Source organism: Mycobacteroides abscessus ATCC 19977 (genome assembly GCF_000069185.1).
GTDB classification, from domain to species: domain Bacteria; phylum Actinomycetota; class Actinomycetes; order Mycobacteriales; family Mycobacteriaceae; genus Mycobacterium; species Mycobacterium abscessus.
Window position 1 is genome coordinate 2,676,330 of sequence record NC_010397.1, and the last position, 23,008, is coordinate 2,699,337.

Annotated in this window: 21 protein-coding genes; 4 read left to right on the top strand and 17 right to left on the bottom strand. The window is 63.1% G+C overall.

Annotated features, from left to right (window positions below; all coding sequences use genetic code 11):
• Position 1: 1 nt before the first annotated feature.
• The 14 genes from MAB_RS13380 to MAB_RS13445 form a co-directional block, all read right to left on the bottom strand.
• Entirely contained in the window at positions 2-1,696 is a 1,695-nt protein-coding gene (locus MAB_RS13380) for a purine-cytosine permease family protein (RefSeq protein ID WP_005111162.1), read from the bottom strand.
• Between the two features lie 56 nt (positions 1,697-1,752).
• Complete coding sequence (locus MAB_RS13385; protein WP_005111163.1) at positions 1,753-3,162, bottom strand: bifunctional lysylphosphatidylglycerol flippase/synthetase MprF; 1,410 nt, start codon at positions 3,160-3,162, stop codon at positions 1,753-1,755.
• A 48-nt stretch (positions 3,163-3,210) separates the two neighbouring features.
• Positions 3,211-3,396, bottom strand: coding sequence for a PLD nuclease N-terminal domain-containing protein (locus MAB_RS13390; RefSeq protein ID WP_005082187.1), 186 nt, complete (start codon positions 3,394-3,396; stop codon positions 3,211-3,213).
• Complete coding sequence (locus tag MAB_RS13395) at positions 3,393-4,262, bottom strand: acyl-CoA thioesterase II (protein WP_178051513.1); 870 nt, start codon at positions 4,260-4,262, stop codon at positions 3,393-3,395. The genes MAB_RS13390 and MAB_RS13395 overlap by 4 nt, the downstream gene beginning before the upstream one ends.
• Before the next feature lie 9 nt (positions 4,263-4,271).
• Positions 4,272-5,690 (bottom strand): pyruvate kinase, encoded by a 1,419-nt coding sequence (pyk, locus tag MAB_RS13400; RefSeq protein ID WP_012296575.1) that lies wholly within the window; start codon positions 5,688-5,690, stop codon positions 4,272-4,274.
• Positions 5,691-5,777: 87 nt separating this feature from the next.
• Positions 5,778-6,092, bottom strand: coding sequence for a quaternary ammonium compound efflux SMR transporter SugE (gene sugE / locus MAB_RS13405; RefSeq protein ID WP_005111167.1), 315 nt, complete (start codon positions 6,090-6,092; stop codon positions 5,778-5,780).
• Positions 6,093-6,175: 83 nt separating this feature from the next.
• A complete protein-coding gene (locus MAB_RS13410) occupies positions 6,176-6,532 on the bottom strand; it encodes an NINE protein (protein WP_005132930.1) in 357 nt (118 codons plus the stop codon).
• Complete coding sequence (gene lgt / locus MAB_RS13415) at positions 6,529-7,560, bottom strand: prolipoprotein diacylglyceryl transferase (RefSeq protein ID WP_005075865.1); 1,032 nt, start codon at positions 7,558-7,560, stop codon at positions 6,529-6,531. Before lgt ends, MAB_RS13410 begins: the two co-directional genes overlap by 4 nt.
• Before the next feature lie 25 nt (positions 7,561-7,585).
• Complete coding sequence (trpA, locus tag MAB_RS13420) at positions 7,586-8,374, bottom strand: tryptophan synthase subunit alpha (protein WP_005075867.1); 789 nt, start codon at positions 8,372-8,374, stop codon at positions 7,586-7,588.
• Complete coding sequence (gene trpB, locus MAB_RS13425; protein WP_005111170.1) at positions 8,371-9,630, bottom strand: tryptophan synthase subunit beta; 1,260 nt, start codon at positions 9,628-9,630, stop codon at positions 8,371-8,373. Before trpB ends, trpA begins: the two co-directional genes overlap by 4 nt.
• Positions 9,631-9,635: 5 nt before the next feature.
• A complete protein-coding gene (gene trpC, locus MAB_RS13430; protein ID WP_005057938.1) occupies positions 9,636-10,454 on the bottom strand; it encodes an indole-3-glycerol phosphate synthase TrpC in 819 nt (272 codons plus the stop codon).
• Between the two features lie 120 nt (positions 10,455-10,574).
• Entirely contained in the window at positions 10,575-11,192 is a 618-nt protein-coding gene (locus MAB_RS13435) for a TIGR02234 family membrane protein (RefSeq protein ID WP_012296576.1), read from the bottom strand.
• Positions 11,185-12,720: an anthranilate synthase component I gene (locus MAB_RS13440; RefSeq protein ID WP_005111172.1), complete on the bottom strand. Its 1,536-nt coding sequence runs from the start codon at positions 12,718-12,720 to the stop codon at positions 11,185-11,187. Before MAB_RS13440 ends, MAB_RS13435 begins: the two co-directional genes overlap by 8 nt.
• A 64-nt stretch (positions 12,721-12,784) precedes the next feature.
• Entirely contained in the window at positions 12,785-13,276 is a 492-nt protein-coding gene (locus MAB_RS13445; protein ID WP_005057935.1) for a MarR family winged helix-turn-helix transcriptional regulator, read from the bottom strand.
• A 368-nt stretch (positions 13,277-13,644) separates the two neighbouring features.
• Between MAB_RS13445 and MAB_RS13450 the strand changes: the two genes are divergently transcribed.
• Positions 13,645-14,088: an MmpS family transport accessory protein gene (locus tag MAB_RS13450; protein WP_005115927.1), complete on the top strand. Its 444-nt coding sequence runs from the start codon at positions 13,645-13,647 to the stop codon at positions 14,086-14,088.
• Positions 14,085-16,904: an MMPL/RND family transporter gene (locus tag MAB_RS13455; protein ID WP_005111175.1), complete on the top strand. Its 2,820-nt coding sequence runs from the start codon at positions 14,085-14,087 to the stop codon at positions 16,902-16,904. The genes MAB_RS13450 and MAB_RS13455 overlap by 4 nt, the downstream gene beginning before the upstream one ends.
• 137 nt (positions 16,905-17,041) lie before the next feature.
• Here MAB_RS13455 and MAB_RS13460 read toward each other — a convergent pair whose 3' ends face one another.
• The 3 genes from MAB_RS13460 to MAB_RS13470 form a co-directional block, all read right to left on the bottom strand.
• Complete coding sequence (locus MAB_RS13460) at positions 17,042-18,343, bottom strand: NAD(P)/FAD-dependent oxidoreductase (RefSeq protein WP_005111176.1); 1,302 nt, start codon at positions 18,341-18,343, stop codon at positions 17,042-17,044.
• A 158-nt stretch (positions 18,344-18,501) separates the two neighbouring features.
• Complete coding sequence (locus MAB_RS13465) at positions 18,502-18,753, bottom strand: Rossmann-fold NAD(P)-binding domain-containing protein (protein WP_005114400.1); 252 nt, start codon at positions 18,751-18,753, stop codon at positions 18,502-18,504.
• Between the two features lie 240 nt (positions 18,754-18,993).
• Positions 18,994-20,208 (bottom strand): PucR family transcriptional regulator, encoded by a 1,215-nt coding sequence (locus MAB_RS13470; RefSeq protein ID WP_005111182.1) that lies wholly within the window; start codon positions 20,206-20,208, stop codon positions 18,994-18,996.
• Between the two features lie 161 nt (positions 20,209-20,369).
• On the opposite strand from MAB_RS13470, the gene MAB_RS13475 reads away from it, so the two are divergent.
• On the top strand, positions 20,370-21,941 hold the full coding sequence (locus MAB_RS13475) for a flavin-containing monooxygenase (protein WP_005111186.1): 1,572 nt from the start codon (positions 20,370-20,372) through the stop codon (positions 21,939-21,941).
• A complete protein-coding gene (locus MAB_RS13480) occupies positions 21,938-22,987 on the top strand; it encodes an alpha/beta hydrolase (protein WP_005111188.1) in 1,050 nt (349 codons plus the stop codon). The genes MAB_RS13475 and MAB_RS13480 overlap by 4 nt, the downstream gene beginning before the upstream one ends.
• Positions 22,988-23,008 lie beyond the last annotated feature (21 nt).

The window sequence follows — 23,008 nt, forward strand, 5'->3', positions numbered from 1 at the left end:
GCTACGGTCTGGGCGGATCGGCGGGCAGCACATGCTCACCGATCCGGTCGGTCGCCAGGCTGAGCGATGAGACGTACTGAACCTCGCCATTGGGGCCGGGCTTGGCCGAGGCAAGCATGTCGGGACGCTCGAACTCGATGCCGCTCACCGCGCAGTGAAGCAACTCCCCGGACGGGTTGCCGTACTCGTCATACATGGGCAGATCGATACCGTCATCGCTGCGCCGCAGGTAGTACCTGCCGCGGGTTACCAGTGCCAGGATCGGAGGCAGCACGAAGGCGATGACAACCGCCACGATCGGCGAATAAGGACGGATGGTCGCGCCGAACACCCCGAAGAAGACCAGGATCGATATACCCGCCGAGAGCAGCATCGACACGAAGCCGACCGGGTTCACGTCGTAGAGCATGCCTCGCCGGAACTCCGGTTCCTTGGGTGAGAGTTTGAGCAGGTATTTGTTGATCGCGATATCGGATGCGACGGTCACCACCCAAGCCATACCGCAATTGGCATAGAACCCGAGGATGGTGTTGAGGAAGTCGAACATGTTGGCTTCCATCAGAACCAGCGCGATCAGCAGGTTGAACAGTACAAAGATCAGTCGGCCCGGGTAGTGCTTGGTGATGCGGGTGAAAGAATTGGTCCACGCCAGCGAGCCCGAGTACGCGTTGGTGACATTGATCTTGATTTGGCTGATCACCACGAGGATCACCGCCAGGGTGATCGCAAGCCAGTGCGGCATCATGTTCTGGTAGATCTCCAGGAACTGATGCACCGGCTGGTTGGCGACCGTGGCCCCGCCCGCCACGTTGGCGATGAGGTAGACCGCCAGAAACAGCCCGATCACCTGCTTGATCGCACCAAAAAGTACCCAACCGGGGCCGGCCAACAACATCGCTGTCCACCACCGGCGGCTGTTCTCCGGGGTCTTCGGCGGCATGAACCGCAGATAGTCGATCTGCTCGGCGATCTGGGCGATCAAGGAAAGACAGACGCCCGCCGCGAGCATGATCGAGCCCAGGTTGACCCCCTGCCCATCCTTACCGCCGTATGCGAAGAATGCGCCGATCGAATCCGGATGACGCACAAGAAGGTAGACGAAGGGGATGACCATCATGACAAGCCACAACGGGGTGGTCCACACCTGCAGTACCGAGAGCGCCTTCATCCCGTAGATCACCAGCGGAATAATGATGATGGTGGACATCGCGTATCCGACCGGCAACGGTACGCCCAGCCCGAGTTTGAGCCCCTGGGCCATGATCGATCCCTCGAGGGCGAAGAATATGAAGGTGAATGTCGCATAGATGATGTTGGTGACGATGCTGCCGTAGTAGCCGAATCCGCTTCCCCGCGTGATCAAGTCGAGATCGATGTTGTAGCGGGCGGCGTAATAGGACAACGGGATACCGGTCAGGATGATGATGACCGCGAAAACACCGATTCCCCACAGGGCATTTCCGGTGCCGTAGGAAATTCCGATGTTGGCACCGATCGCGAAATCAGCCAGGTAGGCGATTCCGCCCAGGGCGGTGACTCCGACGACGGCAGGGCTCCAGCGCCGAAAACGCCTGGGCGCGAAACGGAGTGTGTAGTCCTCCAACGTCTCCCGGAGGGCTGCGCTTTCGGCGACGTCGTGGCTGGACGGAGCAGACGAAACGGGTGCGGATGCAGTCGTGTCGAGAGTGTCGGTCACGCGGACAGCCTGTCCACCGCCCAATTCGTGCGCGTTTTCCCGACGTTAATGTCCTGTTACGCGGCAGGCCCCCTAGCCACGTTGACCCGCAACCGGGGCATGAACTCCAGACTCAGCAACGCGAACGCGACCAGCGGCAACGTCGACATCTGTACCAGCACGTATCGCCGCTCACCGAGCGCGTGGAATTTACGCAGATAGCGGTACAAAGACTCCAGTGCGATCAGTGGATCGAGCATGTGAATCGCCGAATAGCAGATCTGCTGCGGGCGGGTGCGGTCCTTCTCGGCGAAGATCTCCGGGAAGGCCGCGAAGGCCAGGGACAAGCGGCGGGCGCCTTCCGACCGTGCGCGGCAAATCATGTCGACCGTCAGTCGCTCATCTATCCCGTTGGGAGAGCCGGGCCGCCGCCAGGGGACGTCCAGGGAAACGTCGGTGCCGCCGCCGGAGGTGGCATAGCGATGAAATCCCTGTACCACGCCAAGATTGTCCCGGGCAATGATCAGCCGAATGCCGGGATACCGCCCGAGTAACGCACCGTCGAGGAGCATCGAAAATCCCCGCTCGTACCGGCCTCCATGCGAAAGCTCCATGACCTGCTGAAGTTCGGCGCGTAGCGCACCGTCGAGAGCTCGCTCATCGACAACCTCGGTGGTGATCCCGGCATTGCGGGTGCGCTGAACGCCCTGACGCAGGTTCCGGTACTTGCGACCCACCAAGTCGAATGCCTGCACGTCGACGACGACATCGCGGCCCACGGCCACCGCGCGCAGGTGGTGGCCGACTGTCCGGGAGTCGGTCCACAACGGCAAGGCATGTTCACTGCACCCCAGGACTGCGACGCGCCAGCCGTGCGATCGGCACATTGCGGCGAAGTCGCGGACCAGCGCGGGGAACCGAGACTCGTCGCCGATCGGATCGCCACCGACCACGGCAAACCCGGCGCGGGTCCGATAGGCAATGGCCGCGCTCCGGTCCGCGTTGAAGTAGTACGACTTCAGCGAATGCATGGCGAACACCGCCAACGGATCGTCACTGGTCTTGTCGATCAAGGCGCTGACCTGCGCCAGCGCCTCCGGCTGCGGCCGCGCCGATGTCGGCCACATCAGGATGAGACCTGCCGCCACGACCAATGCCTCGCCTACCCGTTCGAACTGCAGCACATTCGCACCCAACGCGGTCATCACGGCGACCCCCGCCCACGCCGCGTGACCATAGGTCACCGGCCGGCCGAGAAAGATGCCCCGCGCGATGAATCCGACACAGAACAGCACGGTGAGAGGCCACAGGATTTCGTCGAAATCGGGGTGCCTCAGATATCCGGAATGGGCGACCAGAAGCACCAGCCAGCCCGTCACCAACAGCAGCGTGGCGGCACTTACGAAACGCGCGGGCCGCGAATCACTATGGACGGCAATGCGTTCGGCAATGCGCACCGGTGTGGTGGCCGCTGCCGGTTCTAACATTCAGCACCTCCCCTGATGCCCACGTTCACACCCAGGATACGCCTGGAACTACCAGCGGTCGGAGGGATCACTCTTCCCGATGGCAAACCACAATATGGGTCCGAAGACGGGAAATACGAGCACGATGACGGCCCACGGGAGCTTCTCGCCATTGGGCTTCACGGGATCCTTGATGATGGAAATGATGGTGATAACGGTGAGAACCAGCACCAGCAGAGAAAGAATTCGAATCATGACCGCCCCGGAAAGTATTTGACAATGCCTTCCTGGATAGTACTGGCCAGCAACGCTCCGTCGCGATCGAAGTACCGTCCTGCACCCATTCCCCGGCCCGCCGAGGCGACCGGCGACTCGGTGGCATACAGCACCCAGTCATCAAACCGCAGTGGGCGGTGAAACCACACACTGTGGTTGATTGTCGCGGCGAATATCCGGTCGTAGCCCCAGGACAGCCCATGAGTGGTGATGATCGAGTCCAATATCGTCGTGTCCGAGGAGTAGACCAGCGCCGCACTGTGCAGCACCGGGTCATCGGGCAGAGCGGCATGGGTCTTCATCCAAACCCGATTATGTTCCAGCCGTTGCGATTTGGCCTTCAATACCCAAGCGGGGTCGTTGTCGTACCGCCACTCGATCGGTTTGAGCGCAGCCACGAACATCGGCACGGTCTCTTCATAGCCGACCAGATGCTCATCGATGGACGGCAATGTCTCCGGATCTGCCACCACCGGTGGATTCACGGCGTGCTCCAGGCCCGGTGAATCCTTGAGATACGACACCAAGGCCGAGGACAGCAACAGATCACCCTGGACCGCATCAACACGCCGATTGGCGAAATTGCGTTCGTCCCGCAACCGCTGCACCCGGAACTCGATGTCCAGTTCGGGATCGCCGCCGTTGACGAAGTGGGTCGAGATGGCCGCCAGCGAGAGCTTCTCCGACACGGTACGCCCGGAAGCCACGAGCGACTGCGCCATCAACTGCCCGCCAAAGGTGCGCGGCGGATTGACAGTCGGATGCCCACCGACGAACACATCTGTCTCGGGATTCTTCAGTTCCAGCAGCGCGAGAAGCTGTTCGAAGTCCGGTGCGTTGCTGATGCTGAGCTCCTAGTGGTCGTCCTCGCCGATCCGGTGCACGTGGATCAGATTGGTCGAGCCTACTGTCCCGGGTGGGGCGCCCGCGACGATCACCACGAGATCTCCCCGCTGATAGCGCTCCATCTCCAGCAATGCCGTATCCACCTGTTGAATCATGCCGTCGGTGGTCTCCATGACCGGGACGATGAAGGTTTCCGTCCCCCACGTGAGTGCCAGCTGGCTACGCACCTCCGGCAGCGGGGTGAAGGCCAGCACCGGCAGTGGAGTATGCAGCCGGGCCAGCCGGCGGACGGTATCGCCGGACTGCGTGAAGGCGACCAGGGCCTTGGCGTTGAGGCGCTCCCCGATGTCGCGTGCCGCGTACGAGATGACCCCACGTTTGGTGCGCGGAACATGGGTCAGCGGCGGCGCACTCACCGAATGGCTCTCCACCGCGGACACGATGCGGGCCATGGTCCGCACCGCCTCCAGCGGATACTTGCCCACCGAGGTCTCCCCCGACAGCATCACGGCGTCGGCACCATCCAGGACCGCGTTGGCCACATCGGAGGCCTCGGCGCGGGTGGGCCGCGAATTCTCGATCATCGACTCGAGCATCTGGGTGGCCACGATGACCGGGCGCGCGTTTTCCCGAGCGATCTGGATAGCCCGCTTCTGCACAATGGGCACATCTTCCAGCGGCAGCTCCACACCGAGATCCCCGCGGGCGACCATGATCGCGTCGAAGGCCAACACGATCGCCTCGAGGTTGGCGACGGCCTCCGGCTTCTCCAGCTTGGCGATCACCGGCACGCGGCGTCCCACACGGTCCATGACGGCGTGCACCAGCTCCACATCGCTGGGCGAGCGCACGAAGGACAGGGCGATGAGATCGACGCCGAGCCGCAGCGCGAACTCCAAGTCGGCGATGTCCTTCTCGGAAAGGGCCGGCACCGAGACGTTCATGCCCGGCAGCGACAACCCCTTGTTGTTGCTGACCGGTCCCCCCTCGGTCACCCGGCAAACGACGTCATCGCCCTCGATTGCTTCGACCGTCAGGCCGACCTTGCCATCGTCGACCAGGAGCCTGTCGCCGACGGCAGCATCCGCCGCCAACTGCTTGTAGGTGGTGGAAACCCGGTCCGGGGTGCCTACCACGTCCTCAACGGTGATCCGGACCTGTTCGCCGGTGGCCCAGTGGGCGGACCCGGTAGCGAATCTGCCCAGCCTGATCTTGGGGCCCTGAAGATCGGCGAGCACGCCGACCGCCCGCCCGGACTCATCGGATGCCTTGCGCACCCAGCGGTAGTTCTGCTCGTGGTCAGCGTGCTCGCCGTGGCTGAAGTTCAACCGTGCGACATCCATACCGGCCTCGACGAGCGCGCGCACAAGCTCGGCCGAACCGGTCGCAGGACCGAGGGTACAAACGATCTTTCCGCGTCTCGTCACGACTTTTGAGCATAGTCGGGGTGCCACCTACTCACGAGTCAGCGCGGGCACGATTCACTCACCGGTTACCTTCAACGGTTTGCGTTGTCAGGTCGCCAATTTGAGGCCGATGATCCCTGCCACGATCAATCCGAGGCTAAGCAGCCGCCAAACGTTGGCGGAGTCGCCGAACAGCACGATGCCAAGGATCGCGGTCCCGACGGCTCCGACACCGACCCAGATCGCATACGCGGTGCCCACCGGCAGACTCTTCATCGCGATGCCCAGCAGCGCGATGCTGATGATCATCGAGCCGACAGTTCCGACCGTGGGCCACAACCGCGTGAAACCCTCGGTGTATTTGAGGCCGATGGCCCAGCCCACCTCGAGCAGACCCGCGAGAACTAGGACCAACCACACCATGAGAGATACCTCCGTATTCGGTGAGGCCGTCCCCTGGCGAAAGAATGACCGGGCCGTCCCGGTCACCTCAATTCTCGCACACGTCAATCCCGAAGCTGGCGCCCGACCTTATCGGTGACCTTGCCGCCGAAGATCAACACCGCATCCACAATCGCCCAGATGACCGCAACAATCCCGAAGGTCACGAAACCGATCAGGAGCTGCACGACGCCCAGCAGCGTCTGGCCCAGATAGATACGGCCAAAGCCCAGGAACCCCACTAGGCCCAGTAGCTGCAAGAGGCCCGCGACCAGCTTCGACTTATCCGAGTACGGTGCCCCGGTGGCGGGGTCACGCCCGTACGGGGCGGCGGGATCGACATACGGCGGCGGGTACGGGACGCCGGGCGCAGGGGGCACCGGCGGAGGCGTTCCGAATGGAGGCGGAGTGCTCTCGGTCATTTCTCCACAATGCCAGAATTGTCGGCCGACTCGTCCACAGATTTGTCCGTGGCGTCAGCCTCGGGAGCATCGGTGACTCCGTCTTCGGTGTCTTCGGTGTCTTCGGTATCGGCTGTTGCCTCGGTTTCCGCGGTGTCATCGCCCCCATCGGCTGACGAGGGTGTGCCACCCAAGGTCGCTGGATCCTCACGCCCCTTGGGTGCCAGCAAGATATAGGCGACGGCACCGACGAATACCAACGTCGAGGTGAACGAGTTCACCCGGATTCCCCCGAACTGCGTCGCCGGATCCACGCGCATCAACTCGACACAGAAGCGGCCCACACAGTAGGCCGCGACGTACATCGCGAACAGCCGCCCATGTCCGATTTTGAAGCGCCGGTCCACGACGATCAGCAAGACGAAAACGAGGACATTCCACAACAATTCGTAGAGGAAGGTCGGGTGCACGACCTGGGCGACCTCGCCGGTAGACACTCCATTGAGATTGAGGACATCAACCGTACCGTCGGCCGAACGACGATAGAACAGTTCCAGCCCCCACGGCAGCGTGGTGGGTCCGCCGGTGAGTTCCTGATTGAAGTAGTTGCCCAACCTGCCGATGGCCTGGGCCAGCACGATGCCCGGCGCGATCGCATCGGCGAAGGCAGGGAGCGGAATTCCCCGGCGGCGGCAGGCAATCCAGGCGCCAACTCCACCCAGCGCCACGGCGCCCCAGATACCAAGGCCACCCTCCCAGACCGCGATCGCCTTGCCGATGCCCTTGCCGTGCGCGCCGAAATACGTCTGCCAGTCGGTCATCACGTGATAGAGCCGACCGCCGACCAGTCCAAAGGGCACGGCCCACAGCGCGATGTCGTAGATGACGCCGCGTTCACCACCGCGTTGCTCCCACCGACGATCACCGATGATCAACGCGGCAACAATGCCCGCGATGATGCACAGTGCGTAGGCGCGGATCGGGATCGGCCCAAGATGCCAAACCCCTTGGGGTGGACTGGGGATGTATGCCAGATTCACGACAGTCACAGTGCTCTACCTGTTTTCCCTGAACTCATGCCCTTCGGACTCCGGTGGCCAGCTCCTCGGCCAGGCTGCGCACGGCGGCCGGCCCCTGCGGGGCCGCCGCCACCAACGCCGACCCGACGATGACGCCGTCGGCGTAGGCCGCGATCTCGGCCGCCTGCGCGCCCGACCGCACGCCGAGTCCGACCCCCACCGCGATATCGGAGACCTCACGGACCCTGCTCACCAGGGCGGGTGCGGCATTGGATACCGCGTCACGCGCACCCGTGACACCCATGGTCGACGCCGCGTAGACAAATCCCCGGCAGGCGCCGATGGTCCTCTCCAGCCTTTCGGGCGTGGACGACGGGGCGACAAGAAAGATCCGGTCCAGGTCATGAGCGTCCGAGGCGGCGATCCAGTCATCGGCCTCGTCCGGGATCAGATCCGGTGTGATGATTCCGAGGCCACCCGCCGCGGCGAGCTCACGTGCGAACGCGTCAACGCCGTAACGCAGCACCGGGTTCCAGTAGGACATGACGACCGCGTGACCGCCGGCATCGGTGATGGCGCGGACGGTGGTGAAGACGTCGGCCACCCGAACCCCGTTGGCGAGCGCCGTTTCCGCTGCGGCGGCGATCATCGGGCCGTCCATCATCGGATCCGAGTACGCGATCCCCACTTCGATGATGTCGCACCCGCCCCGCACCAGGGTGGTCATCAGTTCGATCGAGGTGTCCAGGTCCGGGTAACCGTTGGGCAGGTACCCGATCAGCGCGGCGCGTTCTTCGGCGCGGCACTTGTCGAAGACCTCGGTCAGACGGCCGGGCTGTGTCATGACTGGCTGCCGTCCTTCTCCAGTAGGTCGAACCACTTGGCGGCGGTCTCGACATCCTTGTCGCCGCGACCCGACAGGCTCACCACGATGACCGCGCCCTCGCTCAACTCGCCGCCGAGTTTGAGTGCGCCGGCCACGGCGTGCGCCGATTCGATGGCGGGGATGATGCCCTCTGCACGCGAAAGCAACAGGAAGGCATCCATGGCCTCGCCGTCGGTGATCGGACGGTAGTCCGCGCGCCCGCTCTCACGCAGCCAGGCGTGCTCCGGTCCGACTCCCGGGTAGTCCAGACCGGCTGAGATCGAATGAGATTCGATGGTCTGACCGTCGTCGTCCTGGAGCAGATAAGAGTAGGAGCCCTGGAAAGCGCCCGGGGTACCACCGGTGAATGTGGCGGCGTGCCTTCCGGTTTCGACACCGTCACCCGCAGCCTCGTAGCCCACCAGGCGCACTGCCGGATCATCGATAAACGCATGGAACAGGCCGATGGCGTTGGAGCCGCCGCCGACGCAGGCCACTGCCGCATCCGGCAATCTGCCCACTTGATCGAGAACTTGCGCCCGCGCCTCCATACCGATGATGCGCTGAAAATCGCGGACCATCACCGGAAAGGGGTGCGGCCCGGCGGCCGTACCGAAGCAGTAATAGGTGTTGTGCGCGTTGGTTACCCAGTCACGCATCGCGTCATTGATCGCGTCCTTGAGGGTTTTCGACCCCGATTCCACCGACACCACGGTCGATCCCAACAGCCGCATCCGCGCGACATTGAGGGCTTGCCGTGCGGTGTCGACCGCGCCCATGTAAATCACGCATTCCAGGCCCAGCAGCGCGCATGCGGTGGCGGTGGCAACACCGTGCTGCCCGGCACCGGTCTCGGCGATCACGCGGGTCTTGCCCATCTTCTTGGCCAGTAGAACTTGACCGAGAACGTTGTTGATCTTGTGAGAACCAGTGTGGTTCAGGTCTTCTCGTTTGAGAAAGATACGTGCGCCGCCGGCGTGAGCACTAAGTCGTTCCGCTTCGTACAGCGGCGATGGGCGTCCCACGTAGTGGGTCTGCAAGCGATCGAGTTCGTCGAGGAATGACCGGTCGGACCTGATCTTTTCGTAGGCGGCCGTTACTTCCTCGATGACGGCCATCAGTGCCTCGGCCACGTAGCGGCCACCGTACGGACCGAAATGGCCCCGGGCGTCAGGATCGTGCGCGGTGGGCTCAGCGATCGCAGTGCTCATCTGCGGCAGGCCGGTGTTCTTCATGACGTCTAGCGAGCCGGTTTGGGGCAGGACGGATGCGTGCCCGCGGTCACCAGATCGGCGACCGCACCTCGGGGGTCTCCGCTGGTCACCAGCCCCTCACCCACCAGTACGGCATCTGCGCCGGCGCCGGCGTAGGCGAGTAGATCGGCGGTCCCGCGGACCCCCGACTCGGCGATGCGGATGACACCGCTGGGCAGTCCCGGGGCGATGCGAGAGAAGCAATCCCGATCGATTTCAAGAGTTTTCAGATCGCGCGCGTTCACGCCGATGACCGAGGCTCCGGCGGACAGAGCCCTATCGGCCTCTTCTTCGGTGTGCACTTCGACCAAGGCGGTCATGCCGAGCGACTCGGTGCGATCAAGCAGCGAGACCAACGCCGTCTGTTCGAGCGCCGCCACGATCAGCAGGATCAGATCGGCGCCATGCGCACGCGCCTCGTGGATCTGATACGGGCTGATCACAAAGTCCTTGCGCAGCACGGGAACCGACACCGCGGCACGCACGGAGTCCAGGTCGTCGAGACTTCCGTTGAACCGCCGCCCCTCGGTGAGCACGCTGATGATGCGGGCTCCCCCGTCTTCATAGGCCTTGGCGAGCTCGGCGGGATCGCTGATCTCCGCCAGCGCGCCGCGCGACGGGCTGGCACGCTTGACCTCGGCGATGACGGCGATACCGGGCTCGCGCAGAGCCGCCATCACATCGAGTGGCTTGGGCGCGGCCTTGGCGGCTGCCTTCACGGTGGCAAGATCGACAACGGCTTCGCGAGCCGCGACATCAGCGCGCACGCCATCGAGGATCGAATCGAGTACGGTTCCCGAACTCATGACCTCGACAATTCCCTTCTTGCGGCGCCCCCGCGCCTGCGCACTCGAACCTCACAGAAGGGTAGCCGCTGCGGGCCCACACAAGGAAACCGGGTCACATCGAACCGGACTCGGACCGGACTACGTCTGGGCCGGACCCACGGTGGGATCGTGTCCGTCGTCGAGGCTATCCCACATCACCCGTTCGCTCTGTCCCTTATCCACCGGACTCACGGCCTCAGAGCGCCTCGCCGCGGGGGTCTGATATTTGGACGCCGAGGCGCCGCGTGCGGCCCGCAGCAGTGTGATGGCAGCCAACACCGATACCACGGCGGCGAGGACAGCAGTGATGGCACCGCCTGAGAGCCGATCGGCGCCGACCAGTGTCGACACGGCGACATTCTTGACCTCCGCCGCACGTGGCCCGACATCGCGCACCGCCCACAGACTGACACCGAGATAGGCAGCGGCTGCGCCGATGATCGCCACCAAGACGGCCAAGACACGCAGAGCCCAGCCTCGGACAGCGAGCGTGGCGATCGCGGCCGCGATCAGCGCGACGGCAAGCGGAACCAACGCGGCAGACCAATCGGCGCCCGACACCAACAGCGTTCTGGGCTCGCCGAGGCCATCGAACGAACGCAATCGGACCCAGCTGAATTTCGAGGCAACCCACAGCGCTCCCGCCGCGATCACGAGGAGCCCGGCGCCCATGAGCAGGCGCCGGCGGCCCGGATTCCGCGGGGCGGGGTCAGACATCCGCGGCGCCCGTGAGCGTTTCCGCCGCGGCGATGGCATTGAGCACGGCGGTGGCCTTGTTGCGGGCCTCGTTGTACTCGTACTCGCCGGTGGAATCGGCGACCACACCCCCGCCGGCCTGCACATAGGCGCGACCATCTTTGAACAGTGCGGTACGGATCGCGATGGCGAAATCGGCATTGCCGGCGAAATCCAGGTATCCCAGGACGCCCCCGTATAGTCCACGGCGGGTCAGCTCGACCTCCTCGATCAATTCCATGGCCCGCACCTTCGGCGCGCCCGACAACGTACCCGCCGGAAAGCATGCCGTGATGGCGTCCAGCGCCGTCTTGCCGTCGGCCAATGATCCGGACACCGTCGATACCAGGTGCATGACGTGGCTGTAGCGCTCGATATGGCTGTAGTCACTGACCTTGACCGAACCCGGCGTGCACACCCGGCCGAGGTCGTTGCGGCCCAGATCGACCAGCATCAGATGTTCGGAGAGTTCTTTCTCGTCGGCCAGCAGATCCTTGGCGAGCAGGACGTCTTCCTCATCGGTCGCCCCGCGCCAGCGAGTCCCCGCGATCGGGTGGGTGGTCGCCACCCCATCCTGCACGGTGACCAGGGCCTCCGGGCTGGATCCGACAATCGAAAACGCCGTTCCGCCTTCGGAGTCCGGCGCGTGAAGCAGGTACATATAGGGACTGGGATTGGTGACGCGCAGGATCCGGTACACCTCGAGTGGGTCGACATCGGTTTCCATTTCGAAGCGCATACTCGGTACCACCTGGAATGCTTCGCCGGCTTCGATGTCGCCCACCAGCTTGTCCACGATGGCGCTGTACTCCTGGACGGTGCGCTGGCTGCGATAGGTAGGTGCCGGGCGGTCGAAATGCGCGACGGTAGACGGCAGCGGCTGCCCGAGGGCGGCCGTCATCACATCCAGCCGCGCCACCGCGCCGTCGTACGCCTCGGCCACGCGTTCGGGGGTGTCATCCCAGTTGACCGCGTTGGCGATCAGGGTGATGGTGCCCTCATGGTGATCGACCGCTGCCATATCGGTGGCAAGCAAGAGCAGCAGATCCGGGAGCCCAAGGTCGTCGGCGGCAAGCTCCGGTAGCTTCTCGAGCCGCCGGACGATGTCGTATGCCAGAAAGCCGACCATGCCACCGGACAGCGGCGGGAGGCCCGCGAGGGACTCGCCTGCCAACAGATCCATCGTGGCGCGCAGCGCGTCCAGCGGGTCACCCCCCACCGGGGCTCCTTCGGGGGTCGCACCCAGCCACGCGGATTGGCCGTCTCGCACCGTCAGCGCCGAGGGCGATCCGGCGCCGATGAACGACCAGCGGGACCACGACCGGCCGTTTTCGGCCGACTCAAGCAAGAAGGTACCCGGACGGTTGGCACCCAGTTTCCTATACGCCGAGAGTGGAGTTTCACTGTCTGCCAGTACTTTTCGGGTCACCGGCACCACGCGATGCACGGCCGCCAGGGCGTTGAACTCTTCCCGGGTGGTGGTGGCGGCCCCGCTGACGGTGCTATGCATGACGCCATTCTCCCAGACCGTCGCCAACCGATTTGGCCATGTCGCCAGTCGCGGTGCTGTTGGCCTAGCCCTCGTACGCCTTCAGCGTCGCCACCAACCGCTCCAGGCCCGCGACAACGGCAGCGCGCTCATCCCCCAGCCCGGCGAGCGCTTCGGCCTCGATGCGCAGCCGCTCGGGAAACAGCTCGTCTACAACCGACCGCCCGCTGTCTGTCATCGTGATGATCGCGGCCCGCCGGTCATTGGCGTTCGCCTCCCTGCGCACGTAACCCCGCTCTTCGAGCTTGCGGAGCATTCTGCTCACCCACGCCTGCGATACACCGAGTTCCTCGGCGACGTGGCGGGCAATCACCGGACCCTTGCGGTGACGGAGCACCACCAGCACGTCGTGCTCCGGCTCGGCGATGGCAGAGGTCGCGTAGAGAGGTTCGAGCAGGCGAGCAAGCATCCCCGTTGCACGCTTGAGCGCCCCGATCACCTCCATCGGTGAGGTGTCGAGCTCTGGCCTGTTCAGCGTCCAGTCACGTGTGGTGATCGAGCTCTCGTGGACGGCCATCGTGCCTCTCGGTCCAGGTATGCCAGGTAAAAGCGGGTCGGGCCCAGGCTATCGAAACCGTGGCATCGCCATCCGGAGCTCGGAAACATCCGCCCGCGGTGTGTCCATTTTATTCCCCGAACGCTCCGATCACGACGTGAGACGAGGATCTCACCGGCGAGGTCCGCACCTGATACATAACTTGTATAGTATCTGTCACGCATGAGCCCCGCTTTCGCTCTCGCAAACCTAAAAGGGCGAAGCGAACACGGCGGCAGGCTCACCCGCCGTCACCAAACCAGTTCCACCCCGCTCGGCAAGCAATGAGGCCAGCCGATGTCTCCCGGATGTTGCGGGCCCACGATTCGCGAACCCCGAAAGGTGCAGCCATGAGCGTTTCCAGAAGCCGTCGTGTGGTCAACAAGATCTGGTTGCCGACATTGGCTTTTGTCGTACTCCTCACCGCCGGGCTCGCCATCAAGTTCGCGCATGGAATCTTCGGCTCGCAAGACCGAACGCACAGTCCCGGGGGAAATTTCGCGGTGGTCCAATTCAATCCCAAAAACATCGTCTACGAGGTGTTCGGTGACTACGGTGGCTGGGCGCGGATCAGCTACTGGGACACCAACAACAGGCCCGTGGATATCCAGCCGACGTCCTTGCCATGGACGCACACGGAAACGACGGTCTTGACCACCGCGACCGGAGATATCACGGCGCAGGTCGCAGGCGGAAATGTCGGCTGCCGGATCACCGTTGACGGCTTGGTCCGCTCGGAGCACACCGCCACCGGTGAGCACGCGGGCGTCTGGTGCCAGGTGCTGTCGGCATGAGCGCACACTCCGCACAGAAATCATTGTTCGCCAGAATGATTCGGAAGTATTCGATACTTGTGGTGCTGGCGTGGGTCGCGTTCACCGTCGTGATCAATGTGGTGGTGCCGCAGCTCGAACCGGTGACCGACGCCAATCAGGGGCCGCTGGTACCGCTCGACGCGCCGTCCTCCAAGGCGCTCATTCACATTGGTGAATCGTTCCAGGAGTCCGACAGCAACAGCCTGGCCATGGTCATCCTGGAGGGTGATCACAAGCTGAACGACGCCGACCACAAGTTCTACGACGTGCTGGCAAGCAAGCTGGAAAACGATAAGAAGCACGTTCAATACGTGATGAATCTGTGGGGCCAGGGAACCACCGCGGCAGGCGTGCAGAGCTCCGACGGCCAGGCGGCCTACACGCTCGTGCGCGTCGCCGGCGATCAAGGGTCTACGGTCTCAGACGAGTCCATTCGCGCTGTGCGCGAGCTGGTCGCCGAGGTCCAGCCCCCTAACGGGGTCAAGGTTTATGTCTCCGGGTCGGCCCCGTTGTCCACGGACATGCTGCAGGTGGGTAACCAGAGCATGATCCGCCTGATGTACGTGACCATCGTGATCATCACGGTGATGCTGCTCATCGTCTACCGGTCATTCACGACGGCATTCCTGACGCTGCTGATCGTGATGGTAGAATTGTCTTGTGGTCGAGGAGTTGTCGCATTCCTGGCCTATCACAAGCTCATTGGCATCTCGGTGTTCGCGTCGAACATCCTGGTGTCGCTGATCCTGGGGGCCGGCACCGATTACGCGATCTTCCTGATCGGAAGGTATCAAGAGGCGCGTCATGCCGGCGAAGACCGCGAGACTGCGTACTACTCCGCGGTCAAGGGCGTCTCCCACGTCATCCTCGGTTCCGGGCTGGCTATCGCGGGTGCAACCTTCTGCCTGCAGTTCACGCGCCTGAACTACTTCAACACCATGGGCCTGCCCTGTGCGGCGGCAACACTCGTCGCTGTCGCCGCCTCCCTCACCTTTGGGCCCGCAGTGTTGGCCCTGGGTAGCCGCTTTGGGATCTTTGACCCGAAAAGGAAAGCGGACTCGGGTATTTGGCGCAAGGTGGGTACCGTCACCGTGCGGTGGCCCGGACGCATTCTCGTGGTGAGCAGCGTGGTGGTGATGATCGGTTCGATCACCCTTCCGACATACAAGCCCAACTACAACGACAGGATCTACATCGCCGGCGATGTACCGGCGAATCAGGGCTACGCGGCGGCGGACCGGCATTTTCCGGTGAGCAAGCTCAACAGCGACATGCTGATGGTCGAATCCGACCACGATATGCGTAATTCCACGGACATGATCGCCCTGGACAAGGTGGCGCGTGAGGTCTTCCACACGCCCGGCGTTGCGATGATCCAAAGTGTCACCCGCCCGTTAGGCACACCGCTGGAGCATTCATCGTTCACGTACACGATGGGCACGATGGGCACCAAAATCAACGAAATACTGCCCTTCCTTACCGATCTCACCGATCGGTTCACCCAAATGGCCGATATCACCGACCGGATGGCCGCGCTGATGCGCCAACAGCAAGGGCTCACCGGGCAGCAGGCAGGGGCATCGCATATCTCACTCAAGGGTGCCCAAGAGCTGAAGGATGTCACGGTCACCATGCGCGACACCCTGGCCAACTTCGATGACCAATTCCGGCCGCTGCGCAACTATTTCTACTGGGAGCCCCATTGCGCGGACATCCCGATGTGCTGGGCCATGCGATCGCTGTTCGACATGACCGACCAGGTCGATTCGATGACCGACGCGGTGGACGACAGCCTCAAGGCCGCGGTGATCCAGGACGCGGTCACTCCCCAACTGGTGGAGGTGATCGGCAAGAGTGCTGCCGAACTGGACAACATGAGAAAGGTGGTACTCACCGAACAGAGCACCATGCGGCCGATGCTCACCCAGATGAATGAGCTGGGCCGCCAAATGATGGATCTCGGATACGCATTCGACAGTTCGAAGAACGACGAGTTCTTCTACCTGCCGCCCGATGCGTTCGACAACCCGTACTTCCAGATCGACCTCAAGTACTTCGTATCCCCCGACGGAAAATCCGCCCGCTACATGATCTATCACGACGGGGAGGCGCTGAGCACGGAAGGAATTGACCATGCGCAGGCATACCTGCCCAAGGCCAAGGAGGCCCTGAAGGGAACCACGCTAGCCGGATCACGGGTCTACCTAGGCGGCGCCGCGGCGACCTACTGGGACATCCAAGACGCCACCAAGACCGATCTGCTGATCGCCGCGATCGCCGCATTCGCCCTGATTTTCCTGGTGATGCTGGTGATCACCAGAAGTGTGGTGGCAGCGCTGGTCATCGTCGGCACGGTGGCGTTCTCGTACTCCGGCGCGTTCGGCCTATCGGTACTGGTCTGGCAGCACTTCCTCGGCATACCGCTGAGCTGGCTGAACCTGCCCATCACCTTCATCATCCTGGTCGCGGTGGGATCGGACTACAACCTACTGCTGATCTCCCGCTACCTGGAGGAAAGCAAAGCCGGGCTCAACACTGGCCTGATCCGGGCGGTGGCAAACTCCGGTAAGGTGGTGACCACCGCAGGCATCGTGTTCGCAACGACCATGATGGCCATGCTCTCCAGCGACCTGCTGTCGGTGGGCCAGCTGGGCTCCATCATCGGGTTAGGCCTGCTGTTGGACACCCTGATCGTGCGCTCGTTCATCACACCCGCGATCGCACGGCTCCTCGGCCCGCTGTTCTGGTGGCCCCGGCTGATCCGTTCGCGCCCGGCGCCCGCACAATACCGGTGAATTAAGTCGACTATTAATCGATTTCACGCGGCGAAGCAGGTTCCAATGGAGTGCCCAGACCGTGCCACCTAGCGGGAACAGAGCCCTGGCCCAAGGAAACCTCCATCTGGCGGCGCCCTACGGCCAGGCGCTCTATCTCAGGATCGCAACCGGTCGACCTGATCCGTAATGCGGTCCAGTGTCCACAGTGCGCGTGCGCCCAGTGCGCTGAATTGCGGGTTGGGTGGGAAGACGTTGTGGTCGTACCAGACGGCCCGCAGGTCCTCATGCATCTCATCGCCCGCCAGCCGGTCGGCCAATAGCGTGGCGAGGTAGGGCGCCTGGGTCATGCCATATCCGTTGCACCCGTTGGTATAGAGCACCCGCGAGCTGGATTGGCCGGCTACCGGGAGCAGCGTCGGCGACATTCCGATCCACCCGCCCCAGGTTTTTTGCGTTGCGACATCGCGCAAGGACGGGAACGCCTCGCGGAAGCCGCGCAACAAATCCTTGGCCACTGCCGGGTCGGTGGTCCGAGCACCCAGCGGGCCTTGCGGCGCCTGAACATTGCGGGTTCCGAACACGATGGTGTTGTGCGGAGTCTTCCGGAAATTCGACACTATGTTGTTGTTCGAGACGAAACCTGCCCCGTTTGTCCAGCCGGTGCTATCCAAACGCTCTGGATCAATCGGCTCGGTCTCCAACAGCGAGACCCATAAGGGGGCAGCCAGACGCGGCGGCGCGAACGGCAAATCAGCCGAATAGCCGTTGGTGGCCAGTAGCACCCGATCGGCACGCACCTTTCCACCCGGCACGGTGATGACAACCGCGGACCCGCTCGATTCCAGATCCTGTACCGGGGTCTGCTCGTAAACCCTTGCGCCCGAAGCCAGAAGCACCTTGCGCAAGCCAAGCGCATACTTGCCCGCATTACACAGGCCGCCATGCGGTTCATAAACTCCGCCCAGGAACGCGTGCGGCAACCCGAACTCGCGCCCGTCCACATACTCGGCGTCAGCGCCCAAGGACCGCAGGACCTCGGCGGCTCGCTCAGCGTTCTTGGCCCGATGCCGTGTCGTGCTGGCCATGCTGACCCAGCCGACGCGGTTGTAGTCGCACTCGATCTGGTGGCGTTCGATCAGATCCTCCGCGAACCTGAGCGCCGATTGGCCGAAGCGCATGACTCCGGGCAGCCGGCGCCGGTGCAACGCCGAGAGCATCCGCGGATCACCACTGAGCGCATCAGTGAGGTATCCACCGTTGCGAGAGCTTGCTCCCCAGCCGCATATTCCGGCCTCGAGCACCACCACATCGACGCCACGCTCAGCTAGCCGAAGGCCGGCGGCCATACCACCCACGCCCGCGCCGATAACCGCGACATCACAACGAATCTCACCCTGCAGAGCAGCAGCCGTCACCTCCGGCCGATCCACCCACCCCGTATCAAACAGGTACTCCATACCAGTCCCTTTCTGCGAAGTCTTCACGACGAAGCCCCAACAGTAGGAACGAACAACCACCCCCGTCATCGTCCTCAGAACCATTCCAGCCAACAAAAAACAGTGTCGGCATCACAGTCGTCGCGCCAACCGACCTTCGACAGGCCGTCCGCGGAGATTCAGACCGGTGCACTGCCGCGATGAACAATCTCATCGGTCCAGGCGCCTGGTCGTTCCGCGTGCAACTGCCAATAATGCTCCGCCACCAGGTCCGGGTCTGAGTCTGTTCCCGGCACCATATGGCAGTCCACGGTGACAGTTGCGACGTGCACACCCGCGGGCACCAAATCCGCCCGGAGGATTTCGGCGAGCGCGCGCAAACCTGCCTTTCCGAGGGACAGACTGGTCCAGCGCAAGTCCGGTTTAGGCATACCCCCGGTCAGGACGACAGTTCCTGCACGGCGTGCACGCAGCGCAGGAAGGTCAAGCGATCGCCTCGAACAAGTGCATGCTGATCGGTGAACTCGCGGAGCGGAGCGGGATCTCGGCCCGGCTGCCCGGAAATGAGCACACATCTGGCGCAGCATCAGATTCGCCCAACGTCGCAAATCGATCGATTGACCGAGGCGCACCGCGCCATCGGTGACCTGATGACTCGCATACCCAGATGATCAGTTCTCACCCGTCGACGACAAGTCCGAGCGCGCAAAGCGTATGAGGACAACGAGGTCGGCCAAATCTCGTGGATTGTCGAGCGATTTTCCGGTGAGTTCCTGAATCTTGTTGAGCCTCTGGCGCACCGTGTTGACGTGCCGATCGAGCGCGAGTGCGGTGAGCCGTACCGACCCCTTGCACTCAAGCCAACGCTCGAACGTTTCCAAGAGGTGCTCGCGGGTAGCGTCCGGCAGCCGCAGGACTTCACGAAAACTCTGACTGCTGAGCAGCCGCAACACCTCTGGCGACGCCGCAACAATCGTTGTGTCGGTTACGTTGTCGCCGAACACAATTACTTGCTCCCGTTCGGTCGTTGTCTCGGAAGCAAGTTGAGCCAGCCGCAATCCCTTCGGAATTTCAAGCGCGGACACCGGAACGCTGATACCCGTACCCGCAGCCTTCAGCCGGACCAGTGTCTCCTTCAATCGTATTGCACCGCTGCGGCTTTGAACTGCAACGATTCCGGTCTGAGCTTCGGCGCCCAACCGCCACGCAGAATCGAAAGACTCCCGGCGTAGCAAGTTCTCGATGTTCGGCAGCGGCGCCTCGCCGAGTTTCGCGACGCGTATGACGGTCACGCAATAGAACGGAGCGGACGCGATCATCAACTCGTTGAGCCTGGCAAAGGTAGTGTCTGGATCGGGCATAGCGTCAGCCAGCAAGACATCCACCAGCACGGCGTTCCGCTCCGCGCGTCGCATCTTTCGGCTGGTCTCTACTTCCCGATACGCCTCGACGATCGCATCGTCGATCTCGTTCATCAGCTCCCAGTGCGCGGCGGTGATGTCAACGGCGATCTCCACCGATATCGATCGGCTTCTTAAGCTGACGAACAAGTGACGCCAATCCGAGTCGAACACCATTCGCCGCAGTGTCTGTGCGTCGGCAAGCGCAACCTGAGCCTCGCAGCAGCGCGCTCCGAGGCGCCGGGCCAGCGCCAGGTCCGGTGGGCGATCTTCCCGCAAGGAGGCAACTGCGTCGGCATTGATCCGCTCGATCCAGTCCAAGACCTCCGAAAGCGGCATTCCGCCCGGTTTTTCGGAGAATCCGGCGATCAAATTCGCTGCCCGCTCGGCGATATCAACAACACGCTGGAGCTGCCCGTCCGAGACAATATCGGCCAGCAGAGTTCTGGCATCGACCGACATCTCATTCGCACTGTCGTGTGCCATCCGACCATGCTATCCCCGCCTGGTCACAGAGCCGACGAGGTGCGATTCACACCACCGCGGGACGCAGAACGTTGCATTTCGCCGTGGTGCGCGTCACATCCTTCCTGGCATTCTTGGGCTCATCGCGACACGCCGATGTCGGCGCAGGAAGGAAACGAAAGATGACCACCTCAGCACCTCGCCCCGACTACTACGACGTGGTGATCATCGGCGCCGGTATCTCGGGAATCGGCGCCGCCGCCTACCTCACTCGCGAATTCCCGAAGAAGAAGGTGGTGCTGTTGGAGGGGCGCGGCGCCCTAGGTGGCACCTGGGATCTATTCCGGTACCCCGGCATTCGGTCGGACTCAGATCTGCACACGTTCGCGTACGAGTTCAAGAGTTGGCGCCACAAGAACGCGATCGCCGACGCGCCGCTCATCCTGGACTATCTCAAGGAGACCGTCGATGAGTACGGCCTGGCCGACATCATCAAATACCGGCACAACGTCATTGCCGCCGCATGGTCGAGCGATGACGCGGAATGGGTTCTGACGGTCGATGTCACCGATCCCGACGGATCGGTGCGCAGCGAGGTGATCAAGGCGGGGTGGGTCTATGCGGGTACTGGCTATTACCGCTACGACAAGGCCTATACCCCGGAGTTCGAGGGCAGGGAAGAATTCGAGGGCGACATCATCCACCCCCAGTTCTGGCCCGAGGGCTACGACCATTCCGGCAAGAACATAGTCGTGATCGGAAGCGGCGCAACGGCAATCACGCTCATCCCGTCGATGCTCAAGGGTGACGACGCTGCTGAACATGTCACCATGCTGCAGCGGACACCTACGTACATCATGTCGATGCCACGCACTGACGCCCTCAGCCTCAAGCTCACCCGACTCCTCGGAGAGCGGCGCGGCTATTTAGCGACCCGGTGGAAGAACGTGTTGCTCGATTGGGTGGTCGTCGAGCTGATGACCAGATTCCCGAAGGCCGCGCGGCGCCTTATCCGCCACCTCAACACGAAGGAACTGCCGGCAGGATTCGATGTAGACCGCCACTTCAATCCTCCCTACGACCCCTGGGACCAGCGTCTTTGCCTGGCACCCGATGGCGATTTCTTCACCTCGATCCGTGAGGGCCGGGCATCGGTCGTCACCGACCGCATCCGCCGGTTCACCAAGAACGGAATCGAGCTCGAATCCGGCGAGGAGCTGCCTGCCGATGTCATCGTCACGGCAACCGGGCTGAACATGCGTCTCTTCGGCGGCGTCGACCTCACTGTCGACGGGCGCCCGATCGACCTGTCCAGCAGTGTGGTGTATCGAGGGCTGCTGCTGTCCGGCCTGCCGAACTGGATGATGGCCATTGGTTACACCAAATCGTCGTGGACTCTGAAGATATCGCTGCTCGGTAAGAGCCTCATCGAGCTCCTGCACCACATGGACACCCATGGTTACGACACTGTTGCTCCGTACGCGGCCGAGGGCGTCGGCACTCGGTCGATTCTCGACCTCGACGCCGGATACATGCAGCGCTCCAAGCACTCCCTACCGCGCCAGGGCGACGCCATGCCATGGCAGATGCGGAACGTGTTCCTGGAGGATCGAAAGATGTACCGGGGATCGATCATCGACGACAATCTCCACTTCAGTTCGCGGTTGGAGCGCGAACTGAAGGACAGCGGCAGCAACAGTCCTGATCGTCGCACCCAGATCAGCCGAGCATCTTCCGGAGGCGCGACGTCATGACGAGCATCACTGCGGAGGCACCGCCACGCCTGACCGTCTCCGAACTGATCCAGCGCGCCGCGTTCACAACACTGGACCGAATTCCGAAAGTTGTTCTTCGCCAGCTTATCCCACCGGTAGTCAACGCGGATGGCGATGTCATGGCACCGGAGATCGCATTGCTCATGCGATTCGCCGCCGCAGCACCTGACTTCAGCGACTGTGGCGTCGCCGAAGCGAGGGCCATCATCGAAACCGACTCCAGAGTGTTCGCGGACACCTCCGAGACCGCTGACGCAGACTCCGGCATCGTGCTCCCCAGCGGCATCCGAGCCAGCCTCTACCGCCCAAAGACACAGTCGAACGGGTTGGTGCTGTTCCTGCACGGTGGAGGTTTCGTCCTCGGCAGCCGCACGGCATACGACTCCCCCGCCCGGCTCATCGCGGCCCACGCCGGCGTCAACGTCCTGTCGATCGAGTATCGACTAGCCCCCGAGGCCCCCTTCCCCGCCGCGCTCGAGGATGCCTCGGAAGCATGGCGATTCGCAGTCGGCCACAGCTCCGACTGGGGCATCGACCCGGCCCGTATCGTGCTGCTCGGCGACAGTGCCGGCGCAAACCTGTGCGCAGTGCTCTCGAACCAACTCCGCGATGAGGAGATCCGGCCCAGAATGCAGGTATTGATGTACCCCGTCGTCGATGCCGTAGGTGAGTACCGTTCACGCGAGGAGTTCGCCGACAACCCGGCACTCTCGGCCAAGCAGATCGAATGGCTGTCCGCACTGTATGTGCCCGACGCGAGCGACCGATCCGACCCGCGCGTGTCACCGATGCTTGCCGACGATCTGTCCGGGGCGCCGGCGACGCTCATCACCGTCGCCGGTTTCGACCCGCTGCGCGACGAGGCAATCGCCTACGCCAAGCGGCTCAAGGATTCCGGGGTATCCACGCGACTGCTACGCGAAGGCAGCCTCGTACACGGCTACATCTCCATGACACAGATCAGCCAGGCCGCACGCAATGCCGTCCAACGTGTCGCCGCCGCCATCAACCACGCAGTGCGCTAACGGTTACCGGCCCCGCCCACA

Bases quoted from the DNA above. Each gene is read 5' to 3' on its own strand.
- MAB_RS13465 (WP_005114400.1), bottom strand. From the start codon at position 18,753: ATGCCTAAACCGGACTTGCGCTGGACCAGTCTGTCCCTCGGAAAGGCA.
- MAB_RS13390 (WP_005082187.1), bottom strand. From the start codon at position 3,396: ATGATTCGAATTCTTTCTCTGCTGGTGCTGGTTCTCACCGTTATCACC.
- MAB_RS13475 (WP_005111186.1), top strand. From the start codon at position 20,370: ATGACCACCTCAGCACCTCGCCCCGACTACTACGACGTGGTGATCATC.
- MAB_RS13470 (WP_005111182.1), bottom strand. From the start codon at position 20,208: ATGGCACACGACAGTGCGAATGAGATGTCGGTCGATGCCAGAACTCTG.
- trpB (WP_005111170.1), bottom strand. From the start codon at position 9,630: ATGAAGAACACCGGCCTGCCGCAGATGAGCACTGCGATCGCTGAGCCC.
- MAB_RS13445 (WP_005057935.1), bottom strand. From the start codon at position 13,276: ATGGCCGTCCACGAGAGCTCGATCACCACACGTGACTGGACGCTGAAC.
- trpC (WP_005057938.1), bottom strand. From the start codon at position 10,454: ATGAGTTCGGGAACCGTACTCGATTCGATCCTCGATGGCGTGCGCGCT.
- MAB_RS13410 (WP_005132930.1), bottom strand. From the start codon at position 6,532: ATGACCGAGAGCACTCCGCCTCCATTCGGAACGCCTCCGCCGGTGCCC.
- trpA (WP_005075867.1), bottom strand. From the start codon at position 8,374: ATGACACAGCCCGGCCGTCTGACCGAGGTCTTCGACAAGTGCCGCGCC.
- sugE (WP_005111167.1), bottom strand. From the start codon at position 6,092: ATGGTGTGGTTGGTCCTAGTTCTCGCGGGTCTGCTCGAGGTGGGCTGG.
- MAB_RS13455 (WP_005111175.1), top strand. From the start codon at position 14,085: ATGAGCGCACACTCCGCACAGAAATCATTGTTCGCCAGAATGATTCGG.
- MAB_RS13480 (WP_005111188.1), top strand. From the start codon at position 21,938: ATGACGAGCATCACTGCGGAGGCACCGCCACGCCTGACCGTCTCCGAA.
- MAB_RS13440 (WP_005111172.1), bottom strand. From the start codon at position 12,720: ATGCATAGCACCGTCAGCGGGGCCGCCACCACCACCCGGGAAGAGTTC.
- MAB_RS13460 (WP_005111176.1), bottom strand. From the start codon at position 18,343: ATGGAGTACCTGTTTGATACGGGGTGGGTGGATCGGCCGGAGGTGACG.
- MAB_RS13450 (WP_005115927.1), top strand. From the start codon at position 13,645: ATGAGCGTTTCCAGAAGCCGTCGTGTGGTCAACAAGATCTGGTTGCCG.
- MAB_RS13435 (WP_012296576.1), bottom strand. From the start codon at position 11,192: ATGTCTGACCCCGCCCCGCGGAATCCGGGCCGCCGGCGCCTGCTCATG.
- MAB_RS13385 (WP_005111163.1), bottom strand. From the start codon at position 3,162: ATGTTAGAACCGGCAGCGGCCACCACACCGGTGCGCATTGCCGAACGC.